The 22456-nt window shown below is 71.7% G+C and carries 16 protein-coding genes and 1 tRNA gene; 7 read left to right on the forward strand and 10 right to left on the reverse strand.

The genetic code is table 11. The features are described 5' to 3' along the window. Positions 1-6: 6 nt before the first annotated feature. Positions 7-1002: an NEW3 domain-containing protein gene (locus tag OHS70_RS03130; RefSeq protein ID WP_328393385.1), complete on the forward strand. Its 996-nt coding sequence runs from the start codon at positions 7-9 to the stop codon at positions 1000-1002. Positions 1003-1056: 54 nt separating this feature from the next. Here the strand turns inward: OHS70_RS03130 and OHS70_RS03135 are convergent, their stop codons facing one another. Beyond that, positions 1057-1857, reverse strand: coding sequence for a DeoR/GlpR family DNA-binding transcription regulator (locus OHS70_RS03135; RefSeq protein ID WP_328393387.1), 801 nt, complete (start codon positions 1855-1857; stop codon positions 1057-1059). A 174-nt stretch (positions 1858-2031) separates the two neighbouring features. Here OHS70_RS03135 and OHS70_RS03140 point away from each other — a divergent pair, with 174 nt between their 5' ends. Further along, entirely contained in the window at positions 2032-2982 is a 951-nt protein-coding gene (locus OHS70_RS03140; RefSeq protein WP_328393389.1) for an SIS domain-containing protein, read from the forward strand. 21 nt (positions 2983-3003) lie between these two features. Here OHS70_RS03140 and OHS70_RS03145 read toward each other — a convergent pair whose 3' ends face one another. Both OHS70_RS03145 and OHS70_RS03150 read right to left on the reverse strand, forming a co-directional pair. Beyond that, entirely contained in the window at positions 3004-5427 is a 2424-nt protein-coding gene (locus tag OHS70_RS03145; RefSeq protein WP_328393391.1) for a SpoIIE family protein phosphatase, read from the reverse strand. Positions 5428-5502: 75 nt separating this feature from the next. Then, positions 5503-6027 carry a DoxX family protein gene (locus OHS70_RS03150; RefSeq protein WP_328393393.1) on the reverse strand — a complete coding sequence of 175 codons (525 nt, stop codon included), beginning with the start codon at positions 6025-6027 and terminating at the stop codon, positions 5503-5505. A 182-nt stretch (positions 6028-6209) separates the two neighbouring features. Between OHS70_RS03150 and OHS70_RS03155 the strand changes: the two genes are divergently transcribed. From OHS70_RS03155 to OHS70_RS03165, 3 genes are all read left to right on the forward strand, one after another. Next, positions 6210-6632, forward strand: a complete 423-nt coding sequence (locus tag OHS70_RS03155) for a DUF350 domain-containing protein (RefSeq protein WP_328393395.1) — start codon at positions 6210-6212, stop codon at positions 6630-6632. 990 nt (positions 6633-7622) lie between these two features. Beyond that, positions 7623-9314 carry a S8 family peptidase gene (locus tag OHS70_RS03160; protein WP_328405375.1) on the forward strand — a complete coding sequence of 564 codons (1692 nt, stop codon included), beginning with the start codon at positions 7623-7625 and terminating at the stop codon, positions 9312-9314. A gap of 191 nt (positions 9315-9505) precedes the next feature. After that, the gene (locus OHS70_RS03165) at positions 9506-12403 is read left to right on the forward strand and encodes a LuxR family transcriptional regulator (protein ID WP_328393397.1); all 2898 of its coding nucleotides are present in this window, start codon (positions 9506-9508) and stop codon (positions 12401-12403) included. 24 nt (positions 12404-12427) lie between these two features. Here the strand turns inward: OHS70_RS03165 and OHS70_RS03170 are convergent, their stop codons facing one another. Continuing rightward, complete coding sequence (locus tag OHS70_RS03170; protein WP_328393399.1) at positions 12428-13267, reverse strand: SDR family oxidoreductase; 840 nt, start codon at positions 13265-13267, stop codon at positions 12428-12430. A gap of 95 nt (positions 13268-13362) precedes the next feature. Here OHS70_RS03170 and OHS70_RS03175 point away from each other — a divergent pair, with 95 nt between their 5' ends. Continuing rightward, a complete protein-coding gene (locus tag OHS70_RS03175) occupies positions 13363-13830 on the forward strand; it encodes a MarR family winged helix-turn-helix transcriptional regulator (RefSeq protein ID WP_328393401.1) in 468 nt (155 codons plus the stop codon). Positions 13831-13848: 18 nt separating this feature from the next. On the opposite strand, the gene OHS70_RS03180 is transcribed toward OHS70_RS03175, so the two are convergent. The 3 genes from OHS70_RS03180 to OHS70_RS03190 form a co-directional block, all read right to left on the reverse strand. Then, positions 13849-16290: a SpoIIE family protein phosphatase gene (locus tag OHS70_RS03180; RefSeq protein ID WP_443062555.1), complete on the reverse strand. Its 2442-nt coding sequence runs from the start codon at positions 16288-16290 to the stop codon at positions 13849-13851. 14 nt (positions 16291-16304) lie between these two features. Further along, complete coding sequence (locus OHS70_RS03185) at positions 16305-18437, reverse strand: SpoIIE family protein phosphatase (protein WP_328393405.1); 2133 nt, start codon at positions 18435-18437, stop codon at positions 16305-16307. A gap of 211 nt (positions 18438-18648) precedes the next feature. Then, positions 18649-18722, reverse strand: a tRNA-Pro gene (locus tag OHS70_RS03190). A gap of 427 nt (positions 18723-19149) precedes the next feature. Here OHS70_RS03190 and OHS70_RS03195 point away from each other — a divergent pair. After that, the gene (locus OHS70_RS03195) at positions 19150-19617 is read left to right on the forward strand and encodes a DUF309 domain-containing protein (RefSeq protein ID WP_328393407.1); all 468 of its coding nucleotides are present in this window, start codon (positions 19150-19152) and stop codon (positions 19615-19617) included. Here OHS70_RS03195 and OHS70_RS03200 read toward each other — a convergent pair. The 3 genes from OHS70_RS03200 to OHS70_RS03210 are packed head-to-tail and all read right to left on the reverse strand — an operon-like array spanning position 19591 to position 22405. Further along, positions 19591-20256, reverse strand: a complete 666-nt coding sequence (locus tag OHS70_RS03200; protein ID WP_328393409.1) for a LutC/YkgG family protein — start codon at positions 20254-20256, stop codon at positions 19591-19593. The two genes, OHS70_RS03195 and OHS70_RS03200, sit on opposite strands and share 27 nt — an antisense overlap. Then, on the reverse strand, positions 20253-21671 hold the full coding sequence (locus OHS70_RS03205) for a LutB/LldF family L-lactate oxidation iron-sulfur protein (protein ID WP_328393411.1): 1419 nt from the start codon (positions 21669-21671) through the stop codon (positions 20253-20255). Before OHS70_RS03205 ends, OHS70_RS03200 begins: the two co-directional genes overlap by 4 nt. After that, a complete protein-coding gene (locus OHS70_RS03210; RefSeq protein ID WP_328393413.1) occupies positions 21668-22405 on the reverse strand; it encodes a (Fe-S)-binding protein in 738 nt (245 codons plus the stop codon). The genes OHS70_RS03205 and OHS70_RS03210 overlap by 4 nt, the downstream gene beginning before the upstream one ends. Positions 22406-22456: the final 51 nt, after the last annotated feature.

Consider the following 22456-nt stretch of genomic DNA (forward strand, 5'->3'; position numbering starts at 1 on the left):
CAGACAGTGAGATCAGCCCGCTTGATCAACTCTCTCAGAGCCATGGCTGCGGCCGGGGCGATGATGCTGGTGTCCGGGCCCGCGGTCGCGGCCGAACCGGAGCCCGCCGGCCCCTCGCCACGGACGGAGGTGACGATTTCTTCCGTCGACCTCGACGGCCCGGCCATTTCGTCGGTGAAGGTGACCGTCAGGAATGCAGCCCCGCACCGCCTGCGCTCGCTCAAGGTGTCCCTGCACGGACCGACAGGATGGGCGGTCCAGCCGCCCGTCCGCAGTGTGCCGGGATCGCTCGCGGCGGGTGCGTCCGCGGATGCCGCCTTCCGGATCCAAGTACCCGAGAAGCGGGCCGGTTTCACGGTACGGACCTTCACGGCGACGGCTGAGTACCGGGGCGGGGACGGGCTCGGATCGGCGACCGGCACGAGGTCCGAGCGCACGGGCACCCCGCAGCCGAGCCTGGCCGCTGCGTACAACAGCGTGGCCATCACGGACGAGAGCAACACGAAGCCCGGCAACTACGACGGGGAAGGCAACAGTTTCTCCGCGCAGAAGCTCGCCGACGTCGGGCTGACCCGCAAGGCCGCTGTGAGCGCCCTCGGCGCCGAGCTGACCTGGCCGGACGTGCCGGCCGGCAGCAAGGACAACGTGTCGAGCGCCGGCCAGGCGATCACGCTGGCAGGCAAGGGCAGCAAGCTGGTGTTCCTCGGTTCGGGCGTGACCAGCGGGGCCGTCGGCAGCGCCGCGGTGCACTACACCGACGGTACGACCACCTCGGGCTCGTTCGGATTCCCCAACTGGTCGTTCCACTCGGTGACCGCGCACGGTGCCACGCTGGTGAAGTCGACCAACGGCCGCAACCGGCCGGACGGCTACGGGAACGCCGGGATCGACTACAACATCTTCGCCAACTCGATCCCGATCGACGCGTCGAAGACCGTCGAGCTGGTGGTCCTGCCGGCCAACGGCAACATCCATGTGTTCGACATGGCGATCGCTCCCTGACGCGGGCTGCGACACCGTCGGCCGAGAGGTGCTCCGCGGATCCCGCGGGGCACCTCAGACGGCGACCACCTTGATTCCGGCATCGGTGAGACGGGCGGTCATGGCGGCGGGGATGCCCGAATCGGTGACGACGACATCGATGCTGTCCAGTCCGCAGATCCTGGCGAACGCCCGCCTGCCCATCTTGGACGAGTCGGTGACCACGATCACCCGCTGGGCGCGCTGGGCGAACAGCCGGCTGATGCTCGCCTCGTCCTCGTGATGGGTCATCACCCCCAGGTGCGGGTCCATCCCGTCGACACCGAGGACGGCGACGTCCAGGACGACTTCGTTCAGCACGCCGACGGTCAGGGGGCCGACCAGCTCGTAGGACTGCGGGCGGGCCACTCCCCCGGTGACCACGATCTTGATCTGCGGACGGACCGCGAGCTCACCCGCGATGTTGAGGGCGTTGGTGACGACCGTGAGGGCCGGGGCGGCGAGGTGGTCGGGAGCGTCCCGCCGACTGCCGCCGACCCGCAGCGCCACTGCCCGCGCCACCTCTGTCGTGGTCGTGCCCCCGTTGAGGCCCACGACCTCTCCGGAACCGATGAGTTCGGCGGCTGCTGCGGCGATCCGCTGCTTCTCGGACGCGTGCCGGGCGGACTTGTAGCGCAACGGCAGTTCGTAGGAGACACCGTGGGCGATCGCTCCGCCCCGGGTTCGTACGAGCATCTGCTGCTCGGCCAGCTCGTCGAGATCCCGGCGGATGGTGGCGGGCGAGACCTCCAGTGCCGTCGCCGCCTCCTCGACGTCCAGCCTGCCTTCGGCGGCCAGCAGCTCCAGCAGGGCACTCCACCGCTCATGCTTGGACATCCGTCGGCTCCCTTTCACTGCCTGTTCCTGCACTCAGAATCTTCGCACATGGTTGATGCTTGTAACTGCTCGAAATATCGGGAGACTAATCAGATACATGCATGGGGTGCGGCTCAGTCGCCGCGCTGGCCCCGTGCCTGTTCGGTGAAGCACTCTCCGAAGGAGTCCCGTCCCATGTCCACCACGGCTTCCTCCCGCACGTCGGCCGAGATCGACTCCCAGCCCTCCACATGGCGGCAGGCGGCGGCATCGGTCGCCCGGCACTCGGCCGCGCTGCCCCGCCGGGGCGAACGGGTCGCCGTGATCGGCTGCGGCACGTCATGGTTCATGGCGCAGTCGTACGCGACACTGCGCGAGAGCGGCGGCCACGGCGAGACGGACGCCTTCGCCGCTTCGGAGTTCCCGCACCCTCGCACGTACGACCGCATCCTGGCGATCTCCCGATCCGGTACGACGACCGAAGTCCTGGACCTGCTCCGGCTGGTGAAGGGAACGACGCCGACCAGCGCGATCACCGCGGACCCGGCGACGCCGGTCATGCGGGCGGCCGACTCCGTGGCCGTTCTCGACTTCGCCGACGAGGAGTCGGTGGTGCAGACCCGGTTCGCCACCACCACCCTCGCGCTCCTGCGCGCGCACCTGGAGGCGGAGGGCGCGCTGCCGTCAGGGATCCGCACGGTCGAGCGGGCGGCAAAGGACGCGGAATCGGCCGTGCCGGCCCCCTTGGACGCCCGTGTGTGCGGGGCCGAACAGTTCACGTTCCTGGGGACCGGCTGGACGTACGGACTCGCGCTCGAAGCAGGTCTGAAGATGCGCGAGGCCGCCGGGGCGTGGACCGAGGCATACCCGGCGATGGAGTACCGCCACGGACCGATCAGCATCACGGCCCCGGGCCGCGTGGCATGGGTGTTCGGCTCCGTGCCGGAGGGCCTGGCGGACGACGTCGGTCGCGTGGGCGGCACCCTGGTCGCCGGGTCCCGTCCCGTCGACGGCGATCTGGACCCGCTGGCGGACCTCGTCCGGGCCCAGCGTCTCGCGGTCGCACGCGCAGAGGCCCAGGGCCACGATCCCGACCGGCCGCGCAACCTCACCCGGTCCGTCGTTCTCGGGAACGGCCATGAGTGAGGCCTGTGTCCGAGCGAGCTCTCATTGCAGCGGCAGGGGCTGCTCGGACCAGACGGTCTTGCCCTCCCTCGTGTAGCGGCTGCCCCATCGGTGGGAGAGCTGGGCCACCAGATACAGGCCTCGGCCCCCCTCTTCCGAGGACCGGGCGCGGCGCATTCTGGGCTGCGAGTTGCTGGGGTCGGACACTTCGCACGTCAGCGCGCCCGCACGGATCAGGCGCAGCCGGACAGGCCCGCCGGCGTAGCGGATCGCGTTGGTGACCAGTTCACTGGCGATCAGTTCGGTGGTGAAGGCGAGCTCGTCCAGGTCCCACACGGACAGCTGCCGGGTGACCAGGTGGCGGGCGTCACTGACGACGACGGGGTCGGCGTCGAGCTGCCAGGTCACGATGGAGTCCTCCGTGATGAGCCGGGTGCGGGCGAGCAGCAGTGTGACGTCGTCCGCGAGGCGTCCCGGCGGCAGGTCGGCGACGACATCGTGCCGGGCCTCCCGCAGCGGCCGGCCGAGAACGTCGGCACGCAGCAGACGGTCGGCCAGTCCCCGCATGCCCTCGTCGATGTCGCCCTCGTCGCGTTCGATCAGCCCATCCGTGTACAGGGCCATCACGCTTCCGGGCGGGAGCTCCGCCTCGGACATCTCGAAGGGCCAGCCGCCCACGCCGAGCGGCGGCCCGGGGCTGAGCTCGACGTAGCGCACCGTGCCGTTCGGGACCACGACCGCGGGCGGCGGATGCCCGGCGCTCGCCATGACGCACAGCCGTGTCACCGGGTCGTACACGGCGTACAGACAGGTGGCGGCCACCGGCCCGATGTACTCGGCGATCTGGGCCGCGCCTTCATCGGAGACGACCCCCTCGGCCTCGGCGGTGAGCTGGAGGATCAGGTCGTCGAGATGGACGAGGAGTTCGGCGGGCTCCAGCTCCAGATCGGCCAGCGCGCGTACGGCGCTGCGCAGGCGGCCCATCATGGCGGTGGCGTGCAGTCCGTGGCCCGCGACGTCGCCGACGACCAGGGCGACCCGGGCGGAGGACAGCGGAAAGACGTCGAACCAGTCCCCACCGACGCCGCTCGCCGCGTCGGTGGGCAGATACACGCTGGCGGCCTCCACGGCCGGTGTGTCGGTCGTCGCCGGTGGCAGGAGGCTGCGCTGCAGGGCCACTGCGGTGAGGCGCTCGCGTGTGTAGCGGCGGCCGTTGTCGACGGCAAGAGCGGCGCGGGTGGCGATCTCCTCGAGAAGGCTCAGGTCGTGCCGGTCCAGCGGGGGACGCTTCCCGGTGCGCCACACCGTGACCTGGCCGAGCAGGGTGCCCCGGGCTGTCATCGGCACGATCATCGCCGAGTGGGCGGCCGGGACGCCCTCGCTCCAGCGTGGCGGCTGTCCTCCCGCGGACGGTGCGTCATTGCCCGTGACCAGGGTTCCCCTGCCCTCCCGCGCGCGGAGGGGAGCGTTCTGCGCGGAGTGGATCACGCCGGTCCGCAGCCCGTCGGCCGCATGCCCGGCCACGGCTGTGCGGCGCAGCACCAGCGGACGGGACCGGACGGCGGCCGGTTCGCTGCCGCTGAACACCTCTTCCGCGAGATCCACCGCCACGCAGTCCCCCAGCGCCGGCGCCAGTACGGCGGCCAGATCCTCGCTCCCGCGGGTGAGGGACAGGGAGCCGCTCAGTACGGCGGTGGCCCGGTGCAGCAGATCGAGCCGGGCCCGGGCCCTTTCGTGGTCGGTGACATCGTTGAAGACCGCGGCGACCCCCATGAGCTGCCCGCTGGGCCCCTGCAGCCGGAAGGCCGAGAGCGCCATGACACGGCCCGCTCCGGGATCGTCGAGGGTGCGCGCCGTGGCATTGAACCCCACCAGCGGTTCGCCGCTGGTCAGCACCTCCTGAAGCTTCTCGTCGATGGTCCGGGCGTCCTCCGCCCGGAGAAAGTCCGCCAGGCGCCGGCCCCTCAGGTCGTCGGGGACCCCGGTGTAGGGCAGGAGCTGGGTGTTGGTCCGCAGCAGCCGCAGGTGCTCGTCGAAGACGGCCAGACCGATGCGTCCCTGGAGGAACAGCTCCTGGGTGAAGGCAAGATCCTGCCGCCACTTGCTGTCCTGCTCGGCGGGGGCACCGAGCAGGAGAAACCGCGCCCGGTGCTCCCCGGCGGATGCGTGCAGCGGGATCACGCGGAAGGTGACCTCGAGGCAGTCCCCGGATCCGCGCCGCAGGGCTGCCGTGCCGTCCCAGACCTCCTCCGGCGGCCCCGTGCGCTGTGCGAGGACCGCTCCCCAGGTGCTCGGCTCCGCGAGGAGGTCACGGACCGGACGGCCGCACACCTCGCTGCCGGGCCGCTGCAGGAGCCTCTCGGCGGCCGCCGTCCAGGCCACGACCGTTCCCGCGCCGTCCAGCAGTGATGCAGCCGTGTGGGCAGCGTCGAAGGGGTAGTCGTGATCGCTCTCGGTGGCGCACATGGCACATCCCGTCGGCTGTCCTGGCCGTTCTCATCATCCTCCATGCCGGGGACGCGGACCGGACTCAGCGCGCAGCTACTGCTTCGCTTCGTCCTCCGCCTTGCCCTTGGCCCGCCTGCCGATGACGGCGGCCGCGGCGAGGGCGCTCGCCGCGAAGGCCGTCGCGATCATCCACGGCTGGTCGAAGCGGTGGGAGGTGGCGTGGTCGAGCGAGTAGCGTCCGGGGCCGGCGACGGCGATGGCCGCGGCCGTGAAACCCAGGAACGCCGGGTACTCGAAGCCGCCGTCCTGGTTGAAGAATCCCGCGGGCGCATGCACGGAGACGGCCCCTGCCATGTTGCCCGCGGCTGCGGCACCGGCGGCCGGGGTGGCAAGACCGAGGGCGAGCAGCGCGCCGCCGCCCGTCTCACAAAGCCCGGAAAGGACGGCACTCGGCCTGCCGGGACGGAATCCCATGGCCTCCATGCCCTGCGCCGTCCCCTCGAGACCGGGGCCCCCGAACCAGCCGAAGAGCTTCTGGGTGCCGTGCGCGGCCAGTACCGCGCCGGTGCCGATACGCAGCGCGAGCAGACCGAGATCGCGTCGGACGAGGGATCCCATGGCTTCTCCTGCTTCCTGGGGGGGTGGCGTCGCGATCCACTCTCGTCCGGGCCGGGGCGGGGACCGGTGTGTTGCTGAGCCGTACGGGTGAGGCAGGGGGCGCTGGCATGGCCGGATGTGTGCGGTAGATTTTGCGCGCCCTTGACCAGCAAGATCTTTTCGATACGGAGACGTGCCCCTCAATGAGCGACATAGTCAGTGGACTTGGCCGCGCCGGCGCGTACGGCGCCCTCGGTGTGGTCCTCCTCATCCTCGGCATCGTGCTTGTCGACCTGCTCACCCCCGGGAAGCTCGGGCGGCAGATCTGGGAGGAGCGCAACCGCAACGCGGCGGTGCTGCTGAGCTCGGCGCTCCTCGGCATCGGGGGGATCGTCTTCACCTCGATCTGGACGACGTACGACAGCTTCGCCAAGGGGCTTGTCTCCACCGCCGCGTTCGGTGTCCTGGGCCTGGTGATGATGGCGGTGGCGTTCCTGATCCTCGATCTGGTCACTCCGGGCAAACTCGGTGCCACGCTGGTCGAGACCGAGCCGCACCCGGCGGTGTGGGTGACCGCCTCCTGCAACCTCGCGGTGTCCGCGATCGTCTCGGCCTGCATCGCCTGACGCCGTCACCGGAGGCGGGGCGCCGACCGGTTCGTGGCGACCGGGGGCCGCTCCCGGCGATATCCGGACAGCGCCCCCGGGAGACGTCAGCCGGTGCCGAAGAGCGGTCCGGTGACGGTGAGTCCGAGTTCGTCGCCGGTCAGGCTGAAGAACGCGAGCAGCATCAGCGCGGCGCCGCCCCGTGACACGTCCTTCAGGAACGCCGTCTGCTCCGTCCGGCGCGCCCGGGGCTCGGTGTCCTTCCAGAACAGGACGACGGCCGGCAGCAGGGCTCCGAGGTCGGGCCGGACGGCCGAGCAGCACGCTCGGCCGTCCGGCCAGGAGCACCACTTCGCGGAAGAGGGTCGCCGGCACCGGGGCGGGCAGGCCGCGGGAGGCCGCGTACCCGGCCATGGCCTTGGTCTGCGCGAAGTGGGCAACGCCTGAGCTCAGGAAGAGCAGCACGAACAGGATGCGTCCGATCAGCGCCAGGACGTCCGTCGAGACCTCCGGAAAATCGGCGTGAATGAATCGCTCGGATTCTCCCCCATTCAACCGCTTCACCCCGGAGTCCCGAAATCAGCCGCCCTCAGGGCCGCGCGGGGGTGACAAGGGTTTTCCCCGTATCGGCTTCATCTCGCCGTTCCCTACTGTCTGCCGCACCGGCAGATTCCGTACCCCACCTGGCCGATGTCAGGTGCATGTAAATCGGCATCCGCCGGTGACAGCCCTTGACCAGGGGCTGTCGCGCCGGCGGCGGCGCGCGGGCGGCCCCGGCCCAGGGGTACCGCGGTCGCACCCCCCACACCGCAACGCGGTTCACATCCCGCGCCGCCCGCCCGCGCTCCGCACCGTCATTGGAAAGGGAACACCTTGAAAGGTTCCAGACGGAGACTCATAGCCGTCGCGGCCGTGAGCGCCACGATCGCCGGCGCCGCCGCCACCTCCTCCGTGGCGCTTGCCGCCGGCCCGGCGGAGCCCTCCCCGAAGCCTGCCCCGGCTTCCCAGGCCATGACCAAGCTGCCGGCCGCGCCGGTCGAGAAGGTCATCGTCACCTACAAGTCCAAGGCCGCCGAGGCCAGTTCGAACGCCGCGGCCACATCCGACGCCGCGGACAAGGGCTCCGAGACGGGCGAGAACCTGTCCTTCGAGCGCCGTCTCGCCGGCGGTGCCGCCCTGGTCGACCTCGGCAAGGACGCGTCCAAGAAGGACGTCGCGGAGGTCATGGACGCCTTCCGCGCCGATCCGCAGGTCGCGTCCGTGGAGCCCGACATCCGCGCCTACGCGATGGCGGTCACCCCGAACGACACCGAGTACACCAAGCAGTGGGACCTGTTCGAGGCCACCGGTGGCATGAACGTCCCGGGCGCCTGGGACAAGACCACCGGCAGCGGTGTGACCGTCGCCGTCATCGACACCGGTTACGCCGCCCACTCGGACCTGGCCACCAATGTCGTGTCCGGTTACGACTTCATCTCCACCTCGGCGGACGCCCGTGACGGCAACGGCCGTGACAGCAACGCCAAGGACGAGGGCGACTGGAACGCCACCGACGGCGAGTGCGGCACCGGCTCCAAGGCGGGCAACTCCTCCTGGCACGGCACGCACGTGGCGGGCACCATCGCGGCGACGGCCGGCAACAGCAAGGGCGTCGCGGGCATCGCGTACAACGCGAAGATCCAGCCCGTGCGGGTGCTCGGCAAGTGCGGCGGCTCCTCCGCCGACATCGCCGACGCCATCACCTGGGCGTCCGGCGGCAGTGTCCCCGGCGTCCCCGCCAACGCGACCCCGGCGAAGGTCATCAACCTGAGCCTGGGCGGCGCCAGCGCCACCTGCCCGAGCGTCTACCAGAACGCCATCAACGGCGCAGTCTCCCGCGGCACCACCGTCGTGGTCGCCGCGGGCAACAGCAACGCCAACGCGTCCGGCTTCACGCCCGCCAACTGCGCGAACATCATCAACGTGGCGTCCACCAGCCGCGAGGGCAACCGCTCGTTCTACTCCAACTTCGGCAGCATCGTGGATGTCGCCGCGCCCGGTGGCGAGACCCGTCGCGCCACCGACACGCCCGGCACCGTCACCACCCCCGAGAACGGCATCCTCTCCACGCTGAACTCGGGCACCACCACGCAGTCGGCCGAGAACTACAAGCCCTACCAGGGCACGTCGATGGCCGCGCCGCACATCGCGGGCCTCGCCGCACTGCTGGAGTCGGCCAAGCCGGCCCTGACCCCGGCCGACATCGAGTCCGCGATCAAGGCCAACGCCCGTGCGCTGCCGGGCACCTGCACCGGCGGCTGCGGCACCGGCATCGCCGACGCCACGAAGACCGTGAACGCCGTCACCGGGACCCCGGGCGGCGCCACGTTCACCAACTCGGCAGATGTCACGATCAACGACAACTCGACCGTGTCGTCGTCGATCGCCGTCACCGGCCGCACCGGGAACGCCCCCGCCGCCCTCAAGGTCGACGTGGACATCAAGCACACCTGGCGCGGCGACCTGGCCATCGACCTGATCGCCCCGGACGGCACCGTGCGGAGCCTCAAGGCCTCCTCCGGCTCGGACAGCGCCGACAACGTCCTTGCGACGTACACCGTCGACGCCTCCAGCGAGGTCGCGAACGGCACCTGGAAGCTGCAGGTCCGCGATGTGGCCTCGGGTGACACCGGCTACATCGACTCCTGGAGTCTCACCTTCTGAGCCACCGGCTCGACAGCATCACCGCAGGTCAGGGGCGCGTTCCCGGCATATGCCGGGGGCGCGCCCGCGGCATTGTCCGGGCACGGCCTGTCCGTATGCCGGACAGCGGGCCTGGACTGGGGCGACAGGGTTCGTATTCTCTGCTCGAACGGGCAGGGGGCCCGCGCACGCCGGAAGGTGGTGGTGGGTTCGTGACGTCAGTGGCAAGCCGCCCTGCGCCCGTCGGACGGGGAGAGCTCATCGCGCGGCTCGAACGCGTCCTGCACACCCGTGGACGGGCCCTGCTCACCGGACCCGCCGGGGTCGGCAAGACCGAGATCGCCCTGGCCGTCGCCTCCGGTGCGGAGTCCCTCGGCGAGACCGTGCTGTGGCTCCCCGCACTTCCCGCGGACCGGGAGATACCCGGCGCGGCCGCAGCCGCGCTGGTCGCCTCCATCGCCACGTCCATGGCATGGCCGTCGCCGGGTGTGTCCGGCTCCTCACCCGCCCTCGACGTGCTCGAGGGACTGCCGGGGCCGCAACGGTCGGCTCTCGCCATGCTGTGCCGCGAGGCCCCGGTCCCCGACGACGGCTGGGACCCCGTCGCCCTGCGGCTCGCGCTCGCCCGAGTCCTGCAGACCCTGACCTCGCGCGGCCCTGTCCTCCTGGTCGTCGACGGCGTCCACTGCATCGACTCCGACAGCGCGGACCTGCTGCGCTTCGCGCTGCACCTCGCGCCGGCCGCACTGCGGGTCATCGCCCTCGAGACGCCCGCGGCCTTCGCCGCCGATGTGCGGGCCGCACCGGGGAGCGGCCCGGAGCCCCTGTGGGTGCCGTCCGAGGCCGACGTCCTGTCCGTACCGCCGCTCCAGGCCGACGAGATCGCGGAGCTCCTCTTCCACCACCGGCTGCCGTCCCGGATGGCCGGCCGCATCCACAAGGCGAGCGGCGGCAATCCGCGTCTCGCGCTCGCGGTCGGCCGGTCCCTCGCCGACGCCCGCACACCCGTGCACCACGCCGAGGCGCTGTCGCTGTCCGGCCGCGCGCGTGACCTGGCCCGGCAGCTGCTCGGTGTCGTCTCCCCCGAGGCGCGCAGCACCCTGCTGCTGGCGGCGCTGGCGCTGCGGCCGAGTGCTTCCCTGATCAGACGTGCCGGCCGGCCGACCGCCGAGGCGGACCTGGCGGCGGCCGAGCGGGCGCATCTCATCTCGCTCACGGAGGACGGGACGGTCGCGTTCACGGCGGGTGTACTGGCGTCGACGCTGGTGCACGACGCGTGCTGGACGGCGCGCAGCTCCGGGCACGCGGCGCTCGCCCGCGTCGTCGACGACCCCGTCGCGGCGGTGCGGCACCGGGCGCTGGCCACGGACGTCCCGGACGAGTCGCTGGCCGCGCAGGTCGCGGCGGCCGCGGACACCGCGCGGCGCCGGGGCAACAGCGCGCTGGCCGCCGAACTCGCCCTGCTCGCCGCCGAGTCCACGCCCGTGGAACAGGGTGCACGGCGGATCTCCCGGCTCGCCGACGCCGCCGAGGAGGCCGCCCGCGCGGCCCGCGCCGATCTGGCGGTGCGCGCCGCCGGCGACCTGCTGGCCCGGGACGCCGAGCCCCGCGACCGGGTGCGGGCGCGGCTCGCGGTTCTCGACACCGCGGGGCAGGGACTCGGCGATCTCGACGAGATCTATGTGCACGCCATGGAGGACTCCGAGGGCGATACGGCGATGCGGGCCGCCGTCCAGCTGCGGCTGGCGGTCAAGTACGTGCTCGCCGACGGCGATCCCGTACGGTCCCGGGGCGCCGCGGTCGAATCGGCGGTGCTGGCGGGGTCGGTGGGCGACCGGACGACGGCGGCCAAGGCACTGACCGTCCAGGCACGCATGGACCGCGTGCTGGGCTCGCCGGAATCGGAGCGGGTGCTCGCCAGGGCACGTGCCCTGGAGCTGGCGGAGCGTCCACAGGGGATCCGCAACGCCGCACAGATCCTGACGATCCGTCATGCACTGTTCGACGACCGGCTCACCGACGCCCGCGACCAGCTCAACGCCCTGCTGCCGCTGGTGGAACGCCGCGGCCCGGTCGAGGACGCCATCGAGCTGTTCCGTACGCTCGCCGAGGTGGAGGCCCGGCAGGGCCCCTGCGCGGCCGCGATCCCCCATGCCGGACGGTCCCTCGCCCTCACCCTAGAAGCGGGGCTCTCCCCCGGCCCTGCGTGGTACGCGCTGGCGCTCGCGGAGACCGCGGGTGGCAGCTTCGCACGGGCTGCGAGCTATGCACGGCGCAGCGTGCAGGCCTCGGACGAGGAGGGCGACCGTGTCTTCCTGTCGCGCAGCCTGTACGCGCTGGGCCGCGTCCAGCTCGTCACCGGGGACGTGGCAGGCGCACTGGAGACCCTGCGGCGGGTCCAGGCCAGTGAACGCGCCCAGTCGACGGTCGATCCGTCGATGCTGCGCTGGCACGAGGAGCTCGCCGAGGCCCTGCTCGCGAACGACGCCCTGGAGGAGGCAGCGGATCTCATCGCCGAAGTACGACCGGTCGCCCGGCACCTCGGCCGTACGACGGTGCTGCTCGGCTGCGACCGGGCCTACGCGCTGCATCTGGCGGCGAGCGGCAGGTCCGACGAGGCGGCGGAGCTGCTCATGCGCGTCGCCGAGCAGTTCGCGGCGGCCGGGCTGCCACTGGAGCACGGCCGCGCGCTGATCGCGCTCGCCCGCGTGGAGCGCCGCCGGCGACGGCGGTCGGCGGCCCAGAGCGCGCTGCAGGCCGCGGCGGGCGCCTTCGAACGGGTAGGCGCGACGCCCTGGCTCGCGCTGGCCACGGAGACCCTCTCCGGGGCCGCTGAGCCCGCCCCGGCCACGGGAACCGCGCGCGGCGGCGGCGCCCTGTCCACGCTAACGGATGCGGAGCTTCGGCTGGCCGGGCTGGTCGGCCAGGGTGCCAGCAACCAGGAGGCGGCGGCCAAGCTGTATCTGAGCGTGAAGACGGTCGAGGCGCGCCTCACTCGTATCTACCAGAAACTGGACGTCCGTTCACGGGCCCAGCTGGCCACCGCCCTGAACTCCTGGCCGGGCAGCCGGCCGCCTGCGGCGGTGCCGGACGGTCCGCCGCCCGGCTGACCGCCACAGGGCACGGTCCGGCGGTCAGCCCAGCCATCCACCCGTGAGGCGGAGCACCGCCGAGCCGTCCAGGTCGGCGAGCTTGGTGCCGGTGAAGCCACGGGCCCACTCGGACGTCTGGACACGGAACGCGGGCCGCTCCGCTGCGAGCGTCTCCAGCACCGACGCGGCGGCCTCTTGCGGGGTCTGCGCGCCGCTGAGGAACTGCGAGACGGTGCGGTCGACATAGGCCCGCAGCGCCTCCGTGTACGGCCCTGCGGCAGCGATCTCGGACTCCAGGTCGACCCCGAGGTTGTTGACGAACTCGGTGGCCACGGCACCGGGTTCGACGACACTGACGCTCACGCCGAGCTTCGCGGCGACCGGCGCGAGGCTTTCCATGTAGCCCTCGACGGCGAACTTGGCGGCACAGTAGGCCTCGTTGAACGGCTGCCCGATGATGCCACCGACGCTGGTCACGGTGATCAGACGGCCGCCGGAGGCGCGCAGATGGGGCAGCGCCGCCTTCGAGACATGGAGCACTCCGAAGAAGTTGACCTCCATGACCTGACGCACGTCGTCGACGGACTCGTTCTCCAGCGTGCCGAGGTGGCCCGCGCCCGCGTTGTTGACGACGGCGTCGAGGCGGCCGTGGTCGGCGATCACGCCGTCGATCGCGGCGGTGACGGAGGCCTCGTCGGTCACGTCCAGCTGCCGGATGTCGAGCTCGACGCCGGCCTCCGCCGCCGCCTTGCGCAGTGCGTCGGCACGGCCGGTGTCGCGCAGGGTCGCGACGGTGCGCCAGCCGGCCTGAGCCGCGGCGACGGCGGCGGCAAGGCCGATGCCGGAGGAGGTACCGGTGATCAGAACAACCTTGGAAGACATGATGCGGGCCCTTCGTCGGAGAGGAGCACGATTAAGTGCGTGTACACACACCATAAACATTATGTGCGTGCACACGCAACCGGTAGACTCGGATCATGAAGAAGAGGAAGCTCAGCCAGGCGGAGATGCCCGTCGCCGACCACGCCTTCTACGGGCTGGTCTGGGCCGGAACCGTCCTCACCGAACGGGTCGACCGCGCCCTGAGCAAGGCCCACGACCTGCCCGTCTCGTGGTTCGAGGTCATGCTCTGGCTCGCCTCCAGCCCGGACCCGGTCCCCGCCTCCGTCCTCGGCAACAGCACGATGCTGAGCCGCAGCCAGGTGTCCCGGGTCGTGGACGCGCTCCAGGGCCGCGGCCTGGTCACCCGTACCCCGTCCGCACGGGACGCCCGCTCCGTCGAGGTCGCCCTCACGGCCGCGGGCCGTGAGCTGTTCGCCGAGGCCGATGCCACGCGCAGAGCGTGCCTGGCCCCGGTCTTCACCGACCTCCTGGACGAGAAGGACCTGGAAGCCCTCAGCACCGTGTGGCACAAGCTGAAGGCGAACAAGGAGGGCACGGCCTGAGCGGCCCGGTGAGCGTGTTCACGGCTCCGGCGCCGGCGTCAGCGGCTGTTCGGTCCAGATGGTCTTGCCGTCGCGCGAGTAACGGGTGCCCCACCGCTCGGTGAGCTGGGCCACGAGGAAGAGTCCGCGGCCGCCCTCGTCGGTCGTACGCGCGCGCCGCAGGTGCGGCGAGGAGCTGCCGGCGTCGGACACCTCGCAGATGAGGTGCTGGTCACGGATGAGCCGCAGCCCGATGTACCCGCCGCCGTAACGGTAGGCATTGGTGACCAGCTCACTGACGATCAGCTCGGTGGTGAAGGCCATCTCCTCCAGACCCCACTCGGCCAGCTGGGCCGTGGCCAGGGCCCGGGCCTTGGCTGCGGCGGTCACATCGACGGCCAGCTCCCACACGGCCACCTGCTCCCGCGCCAGCACCCGGCTGCGCGCGACGAGCAGCGCGACGTCGTCGGCGACTCCGTTCTCCGCCGGGCGGTCGTGCAGCAGCGTGCTCCCCACCGTCCGGCAGGTCTCCTCGAGCGAGTCGGCGGGCACGGCCAGGGCAGCGCACAGATCCGCCAGGCTCTCGTCGACGTCCCGCTTGCGGCCCTGGATCAGACCGTCGGTGTAGAGCGCCAGCAGGGTGCCCTCGTCCAGCGTGATCTCGGCCGCCTCGAACGGCAGGCCGCCCAGGCCCAGAGGCGGCCCCGCTGGTACGTCGACGAGCTGCGCCTGTCCGTCCGTGGTCACCATCACCGGCGGCGGATGCCCCGCACGGGCCAGCGCACACTGCCGCGAGACCGGGTCGTACACCGCGTACAGGCAGGTGGCGCCGAGGACCTGCGGGACGCGCTCGTCGTCCGCGGGCTGCTCGGCGGCCAGGCGGTCCACGAGATCGTCGAGATGGGACAGCACCTCGTCGGGTGCGAGGTCGAGGTTGGCCAGGGTGTGCACGGCGGTGCGCAGCCGGCCCATGGTCGCCGCAGCGTGGATGCCGTGCCCGACCACGTCCCCGACGACGAGGGCGACGCGCAGCCCCGAGAGCGGGATGATGTCGAACCAGTCGCCGCCGACACCTGCCTCGGCGTCGGCCGGCAGATAGCGGTGGGCGACGTCGACGGCGGGGTGCCTGGGGACGTCGTGCGGGAGCAGGCTGTGCTGCAGGGTGAGCGCCGCGTCGTGCTGCTGGGTGTAGCGGCGTGCGTTGTCGATGCAGACCGCGGCCCGGGAGGCGAATTCCGCGGCGAGGGTGAGGTCGCCCTCCTCGAACGGGTCCCGCCGGTGCCACCGCCACAGGCTCAGCAGTCCGAGCACCAGTCCGCGTGCGATCAGCGGCACCACCAGCAGTGACGGTGTACCCAGTGCCTCGCCGACACGCGCGGCCCGCTCAGGGTCGCCGGCGAGCCACTTGGTCATGCCTTTCTGGTCGACGTCGAGAACCGGGCGCCGCTCGGCCAGGCACTGCGCCTGAAGGCTGTCCGGCGGGATGTGGATCGTGTGGCCGACCGGGTACATGACCTCAGCCTGGTTCGGCAGCATGCTGCGAATGGCCGCGCGGCGCACGGTGCCGAGCATCTCCTGGCTGGGTTCCTCACCGCGGGTCACCGGCTCCAGCAGATCCACGGAGACGCAGTCGGCGAGATCCGGGACCGCCACCTCGGCCAGCTCTCGCGCCGTCCGCGCGACGTCCAGCGTGGTGCCGATGCGGGCGCTCGCCTTGTTGAGCAGGGTCAGCCGGTGCCGGGCCCGGTGCCCCTCGGTCACGTCCTCGACCGTCTGCGCCAGACCGAGGACGCGGCCGGCCGAGTCCTGGATCCGGAACGCCGACACCGACACGAACAGCTCATGGCTGGGATCGTGGCGCAGCCGGCACGACTGCTCGGCGAAGATCGAGGACCGGCCCGTCTCGAGCACATCCCGCATCTGGCTTTCGACCGTGTCCGTGTCCTGCCGGATCAGGAAGTCGCTGGTGTAGAGCCCTCGGTGCTCCTCCACGGGCAAGCGGCTGAATCTCGAGATCGCCCGGTTCACCCGCAGGATGCTCATGTCCGGGGCGTGGACGGTCAGGCCGATCGGGGACCGCCGGAAGAGTCCGTCGAGGACCGCCCGGTCCGTCTCCCACTGGATCACCTCCTCGGCGGGCGCGCCCACCAGGAACCACTCGACGCCCGAGTCCCCCCGCAGGATGATCCGGGCCCGGCAGCCCAGTTCCACCCGGCGGCCGCTGCTGTGCCGCACTGGTACGACCCCGAACCATCCCCGGCCGTGCAGGCAGTCCGCGACCGCCTCCAGCACGACATCCCGGTCGCGCGGGTCGACCAGGAGCGCGGCCGCCGGCTTCCCGAGCACCTCACCGGACGGGTAGCCGAGCAGCGCCTCGGCCCGCTCACTCCAGCCGACGATGCCTCCGCGGTCGTCCAGCACCACCGTGGCCGCACGGCCCAGCGCGAACGGGTCCTCGGGCCCCTCGCTGAATGTCGTCACCGGTGTGTCCACAGCTACCACCCCCTCCCCACCGCATGGCCGGCAGGACCGCGCCGAACCGGCGGGGTGCCGGCCGCGGAACGGTGCGGGTGCCGCGTCCGGGCGAGGAGCATCGCCACGTCGTCCTGCGCTTCGGTGGGCAGCAGCCGGCCGAGGACGTGGTCGCAGATGTCGTCCAGCGGGCGGTCGAAGTCGCGCAGCGCCCGGGCCAGCTGTTCCATGCCCTGGTCGAGATCCTTGTCGCGGGCCTCGATGAGGCCGTCGGTGTACAGCACCAGCAGACTCCCAGGGGGCAGCGGCACCTTCTCGGTCGGGAAATCCTGACCTCCCGCACCCAGCGGCGTACCGGAAGGCCCGTCGAGGAACGTGATCGCCCCTCGGGCGTGGGCCACGGCCGGCGGCGGATGCCCCGCCCGGGCGATCAGACAGCCCTCGGCCGCCGGGTCGTGGACCGCGTAGACGCAGGTCGCCATCTCGTTCTCGCCCAGGTCGGCCACGGCGGAGTCGAGCGAGCGGAGCAGCTCGGCCGGGGGCATTCCGTGCCGGGCCAGTGTGCGTACCACCGTACGCAGCTGCCCCATGACGGCCGCCGCGTGGATGCCATGACCCATGACATCGCCGATGACCAGCCCGGTGGTGCCGTCGGGCAGGGCGATGACGTCGTACCAGTCCCCGCCGACCTCGTGGTCGCTGGCAGGCAGATACCGCCCGGTGAGCTCGAGCCCCGGCACGTCGGGCAACGCGGTGCTCGTCAGGCTGCGCTGGAGGGTGAGGGCGGCCTCCCGCTGGCTGGTGAACATGCGCGCGTTGTCGATGTTCAGCGCGGCGCGGGAGACCAGCTCGTCCATGAGGACACAGTCCTGCTCGTCGAACCGCTCACGGCCGCGGACACGCGTCACCACCACGGCGCCGAGCACCGTGCCGCGTGCGACCAGAGGGATCAGCCGCGCGCAGCCGAACCGGGTGCTGAGGTACGTACGCAGTCGGTCGGCGCGCGGATCGGTGATCAGCTGCGGGATGTCGGACAGGTAGAGGTTCATGGGACGTCCGTCGGTGACGACCTGCTCGTACACCGAACCCAGCGGGATCTGGAAGGTCATGCCGACCGCCAGCTGCGGGGTGGGGGCGGCGAAGGCGTCGGGGAAGGCGGCGGCCAGCCGCCGGACAACGCCGTGGCTGGACGCGGTTGCCTCGTCGGGGCCGAGTACTTCCTCCAGCAGCTGGACGTCGGCGGAGTCGGCCAGCTGGGGGACAAGGACCTGCACCACCTCCTCGGCGGTCTGCCGCAGGTCCAGCGTGGTCCCGATCCGCGCACCGGCCTCGGCCAGGAAGGCGAAGCGCTGGCGTGCCCGCCCCACCTCGGCCTGTGCCCGCTCCGCCGCGGAGATGTCGATCACGGAGGCGATCAGGCCGAGCCGGCGGCCGGCGCTGTCGAGCAGCGGCGCGTAGGAGCAGGACCACGTCCGCTCCTGGTCGGGATCGGCGGGGGTGCGACCGGTACGGCGCACGTCGACCATCGCCTCCCCCGAGTCCAGGACCTGCCGCATCACGCTCTCCAGGACGGTGGCGTTGATGCCGGGTGCGACCTCGGACAGCCGTCTGCCGAGGTGCTCGGGCGCGGAGAGGCCGTTCATCCGCGCCAGCGCGTCGTTGACCCGGACAAAACTCAGATCGGGGCCGAGGATCGCCAGACCGATGGGTGACTGGGTGAACAGGCCCTCCAGGGCGGCGAGCGAGTCCCTCATCGTGCGGACGGCGGATGTCTCCACCGCGATGGCCAGGATGCCGGTGTGCCCCTGCACGTCCGCGGAGGGGACCACCCACATCTCCATCGGCACGAGGTGGCCGTCGCGGTGCCGCAGCGCCAGGGTCCCGACGACTGCCTCGCCCGCCAGCACTTTCTGCTTCATCCGCTCGGCCGGCCCCCAGCCGGCGGGGGGCACCAGAGCGGGAACCGCGCTCCGGCCCACCACCTGGTCGTGCGTATAGCCGAGCAGGTCCTGGGCGGCCAGCGACCACTCCACGATGCGTCCATCCGCATCGGACCTCCACAGCGCGATCGGCAGCAGGTCGCGGAGCACACCGGCATACCCGATCGCCGACAGTGGCTGATCCGGCGCATCACTCGTCGACCCGTGTATGTCCAACGCAACGACCTAACCCCGGGGTGTCGGGCGCTCCGCCTGCCGACCGCTCCCGTTGTCCGGGTGCAGTTCCACATAAACCCTATCGATCCGCACTGACGTGGGCGAACGGAGTTTCCCGGAGTTGCCGGCCGCACAAATGGGTGCCTGGAGGAAAGACCAAGAGGCCGTGCCGGATGTTCCGACACGACCTCTGATCGACGACTTCGAAAAGTCGGGACGACAGGATTTGAACCTGCGACCCCTTGACCCCCAGTCAAGTGCGCTACCAAGCTGCGCCACGTCCCGATGCCCGTCTGACCTGGGGCTTCCCCCTGGCCGAACGTGCAAGAGAACCATACCCCACTCCGCGGGGCGGGCGGACGGGGTGGGCCGTGGCCGGTGTGACACCCGCCGGCGGATCGAACGCTGTGTGCGCACACCCGACCTGACGGGCAGCCACGGGGGCCCGGGCCGGCCTGCTGCCCGACGGGACCGCGCCGTCCCGGCCGGGGGCCGCACACACCTGGAGGCACGGGTCGCCCGGCGCCGCAGGCCGGCGCGGCCGGCCGTGAAGCGGGCCCGGTCCCAGCCGGGCCGGCCACGGGACCGAACAGGCGGGAAGGCCGTCCGCTGCGGCGACGGGGGCTGCCCACGGTCCGCTCCTGCGTCGCACTCGGCGGCCGGGTACCGCCCGGCCCGCCGCGCCGGGCGGTGTCCGGGGCACAATCGGGGCGTGGAGAAGGCACCGAGGGACCGCGACTTCGACGGACGCGCACGCAATGCCCGCCCGCGCGACGGCCTGGGCCGCCCCCTGCCGTACGGAGAGAGAGGCGTCGAACGCCAGCCCGAGGGGGTGCTGCGCACTCCGGCCGAGACGCTGGCCGAGGCGCAGCGTCTGCTCGATGCGGGCATGCCGTTCCATGCGCACGAGGTCTTCGAGGACGCGTGGAAGTCGGGACCGGACACCGAGCGTGAGCTGTGGCGGGGCCTCGCCCAGCTCGCGGTCGGCCTGACGCATGCGGCCCGGGGCAATACGACGGGCGGCGCGCGCCTGCTGCGGCGCGGCGCGGACCGGATCGCGGACTTCCCCGATCCGTACGCCATCGATGTCGCTGGTCTGACCGCCTGGGCGCGCGATCTGGCGGCCGGCCTCAGCGGTCCGGTGGACGCGGCGTCACGGGCGCCGCGGCTGACCCTGTAGCAGGACCACTTCCAGCGTGCGCGGGCCGTGCACGCCCTCGACCCGGTCGAGTTCGATGTCGCTCGTCGCCGACGGACCGGAGATCCAGGTCAGGGGGCGGGTCGGGTCCAGGCGTGGCATGGCCTGCGGAACGGAGGCGACGATCTGGTCCGGGGCGCGCACGACGCAGATGTGCAGGTCGGGTACGAGGGTGAGGGCCCTGCGGCCCTGGCCTGGACCGGCGTCAAGGACGATCGTGCCGGTCTCGGCGATCGCCAGGGAGCAGCCGGTCACCACGGCGTCCGTCGCATCGAGTTCGTACGGAGTCAGCGGGCCTTCGTCGGTCCGCCGTTCGACGTCGGCAGCGGCGAGCCAGGCCGGCGGGAGTCCGTCGGGCACGGCCACCGAGCGCGCACCGCGCCCGGCCAGCAGCCGGGCGATCAGTGCAGGCACCTCGGCCTCGGAGGCGCGGTGGACATGGGCCCGGTAGTCCGCGAGGTTCTCGTGCAGCAGGCCGAGCAGCGCGGCCGGGTCGTGCGGCGCATGGCTCTCCAGATAGTCGCGGGCGGCTTCCGGTGCCGCGGGGGCGTCGGCCACGGCGGCCCTGATGCGGCCGAGGATCCGGTCGCGGGAGCTCGCCCGGTGGGAACGTTCACTCATGTGCGGTTCTTCTTCCACCAGTCACGGAAGGATGTGGCCGGCACCTGCGGGAGTTCGCGGGTGCCGGTCCACGCGCCCGCGCCGGGCGGCTTCTTCGGATGCAGTCCCCGGGTTTTCGACGCTGCCCGCTCGGCGGCGGCCAGAGCCCCCGGATGGTTCAGCACCCAGGTGGCGGCCTTCATCGCGGCCTTCTCCCGTCTGTGGCCCTTGCCGCCCTGCTCCACGACCTTCTCCCGAAGGTGGACGAGCACCTCGGGGATGTCGATGGCGACCGGGCACACCTCGTAGCAGGCGCCGCACAGAGTGGAGGCGTAAGGCAGCGAGGCGTCGATCTCGCTGCCGGTGCCGCGCAGTTGGGGACTCAGGATCGCGCCGATCGGGCCGGGGTACACGGAGCCGTAGGCATGGCCGCCGGCGCGCTCGTACACCGGGCAGACGTTCAGACAGGCCGAGCAGCGGATGCAGCGCAGGGCCTGCCGGCCGACGTCGTCGGCCAGTGTCCGCGTACGGCCGTTGTCGAGCAGTACCAGATGGAAGGTCTGCGGCCCGTCGCCGTCCCTGGTCCCCGTCCACATGGAGGTGTACGGGTTCATCCGCTCGGCGGTCGAGGAGCGTGGCAGGGTCTGCAGGAAGACCTCCAGATCCCGCCAGGTCGGCACCACCTTCTCGATGCCGGCCACGGAGATGAGCGTCTCGGGCAGCGTCAGGCACATCCGGCCGTTGCCCTCGGACTCGAGGACCACGATGGTGCCGGTCTCGGCGACCATGAAGTTGACGCCGGAGACACCGACCTTGGCGCGCAGGAACTTCTCCCGCAGATGCAGCCGGGCTGCCTCGGCGAGTTCGGCCGGGCTGTCGGTCAGTCCGTCGGGCGCGCCTCTGCCCCAGTCGGCCATCCTGCGGGTGAAGATGTCGCGGATCTCGTCGCGGTTGCGGTGGATGGCGGGGACGAGGATGTGTGAGGGGCGGTCGTCGCCCAGCTGCACGATGAGTTCGGCCAGATCGGTCTCGTACGCCGCGATGCCCTCGGCCTCCAGCGCTTCGTTCAGACCGATCTCCTGGGTGGCCATCGACTTGACCTTGACGACCTCGCGCTCGCCGGTGGCTTTGACCAGATCGGCCACGATCCGGTTGGCCTCGGCGGCGTCGGCCGCCCAGTGCACGGAGCCGCCCGCCGCGGTGACCGCGGCCTCCAGCTGGACGAGGTAGCGGTCGAGATGACGCAGCGTGTGGTCCTTGATCTGCTTGCCGGCCTCCCTCAGCGTCGCGAAGTCCTCGAGCTCCGCGACGGCCAGTGCCCGCTTGTCGCGGATGGTGTGGGTGGCGTGCCGCAGATTGGCGCGCAGTGTGGGGTTGTGCACCGCGTCCCTCGCCGCCACGGGGAAGGACGGCATCCCGAGATAGGTGCCGCTCATGCCAGGGACTCCTCTCCTGTGCGGGGATGCGCTTCCGTGCCGGCGAGAATCTCCGCGATGTGCAGGGTGCGCATCGGCTCCCTTCGGCGGCGCAGAATGCCGCCGATGTGCATCAGGCAGGAGTTGTCCGCGCCGCACAGCACCGTGGCCCCGGTGGACACCGCGCTCGTCGCCTTGTCCTGTCCCATGGCGGTGGAGACGTCGGCGTTCTTGACGGCGAAGGTGCCGCCGAAGCCGCAGCATTCCTCACCGCCGGGCAGTTCGCGCAGTTCCAGGCCCTTGACGGCAGCCAGCAGCCGGCGCGGCCGGTCCCCGACGCCGAGCAGCCGCAGACCGTGGCAGGAGGGGTGATACGTGACGACGTGCGGGAAGTACGCGCCGACGTCGGTCACGCCGAGTACGTCGACGAGGAATTCGGTGAGCTCGTAGGTGCGGGCCGCCAGTTCCTCGCCCGGCGGGCCGCCGAGCCGGGGATAGTGCTGCCGGACCATGGCCGCGCAGGAGCCCGAGGGGGTGACGACGTACTCGTACCCCTCGAAGGCCCGCGTCGTACGCCGGACGAGGGGCTCGCACTCGCGCCGGTATCCGGTGTTGAACTGCGGCTGTCCGCAGCACGTCTGACCGGCCGGGAAGTCCACGTCGACCCCCAGCCGTTCCAGGAGTTCCACGGTGGCGATGCCCGTGGCCGGGAACACCGCGTCATTGACGCAAGTGATGAAGAGTGCGACGCGCATGGCCGGAGGATATGCGGGATGCCGGGCCGTGCGTCCCAACCCGGGCCGTGA

Source organism: Streptomyces sp. NBC_00390 (assembly GCF_036057275.1).
Classification (GTDB): Bacteria; Actinomycetota; Actinomycetes; order Streptomycetales; family Streptomycetaceae; genus Streptomyces.

What these genes read in the sequence shown, in the direction of transcription:
- OHS70_RS03135 (WP_328393387.1), bottom strand. Translation starts at nt 1,857, where the DNA reads ATGTCCAAGCATGAGCGGTGGAGTGCCCTGCTGGAGCTGCTGGCCGCC.
- OHS70_RS03140 (WP_328393389.1), top strand. Translation starts at nt 2,032, where the DNA reads ATGTCCACCACGGCTTCCTCCCGCACGTCGGCCGAGATCGACTCCCAG.
- OHS70_RS03145 (WP_328393391.1), bottom strand. Translation starts at nt 5,427, where the DNA reads ATGTGCGCCACCGAGAGCGATCACGACTACCCCTTCGACGCTGCCCAC.
- OHS70_RS03150 (WP_328393393.1), bottom strand. Translation starts at nt 6,027, where the DNA reads ATGGGATCCCTCGTCCGACGCGATCTCGGTCTGCTCGCGCTGCGTATC.
- OHS70_RS03155 (WP_328393395.1), top strand. Translation starts at nt 6,210, where the DNA reads ATGAGCGACATAGTCAGTGGACTTGGCCGCGCCGGCGCGTACGGCGCC.
- OHS70_RS03160 (WP_328405375.1), top strand. Translation starts at nt 7,623, where the DNA reads ATGACCAAGCTGCCGGCCGCGCCGGTCGAGAAGGTCATCGTCACCTAC.
- OHS70_RS03170 (WP_328393399.1), bottom strand. Translation starts at nt 13,267, where the DNA reads ATGTCTTCCAAGGTTGTTCTGATCACCGGTACCTCCTCCGGCATCGGC.
- OHS70_RS03175 (WP_328393401.1), top strand. Translation starts at nt 13,363, where the DNA reads ATGAAGAAGAGGAAGCTCAGCCAGGCGGAGATGCCCGTCGCCGACCAC.
- OHS70_RS03200 (WP_328393409.1), bottom strand. Translation starts at nt 20,256, where the DNA reads ATGAGTGAACGTTCCCACCGGGCGAGCTCCCGCGACCGGATCCTCGGC.
- OHS70_RS03205 (WP_328393411.1), bottom strand. Translation starts at nt 21,671, where the DNA reads ATGAGCGGCACCTATCTCGGGATGCCGTCCTTCCCCGTGGCGGCGAGG.
- OHS70_RS03210 (WP_328393413.1), bottom strand. Translation starts at nt 22,405, where the DNA reads ATGCGCGTCGCACTCTTCATCACTTGCGTCAATGACGCGGTGTTCCCG.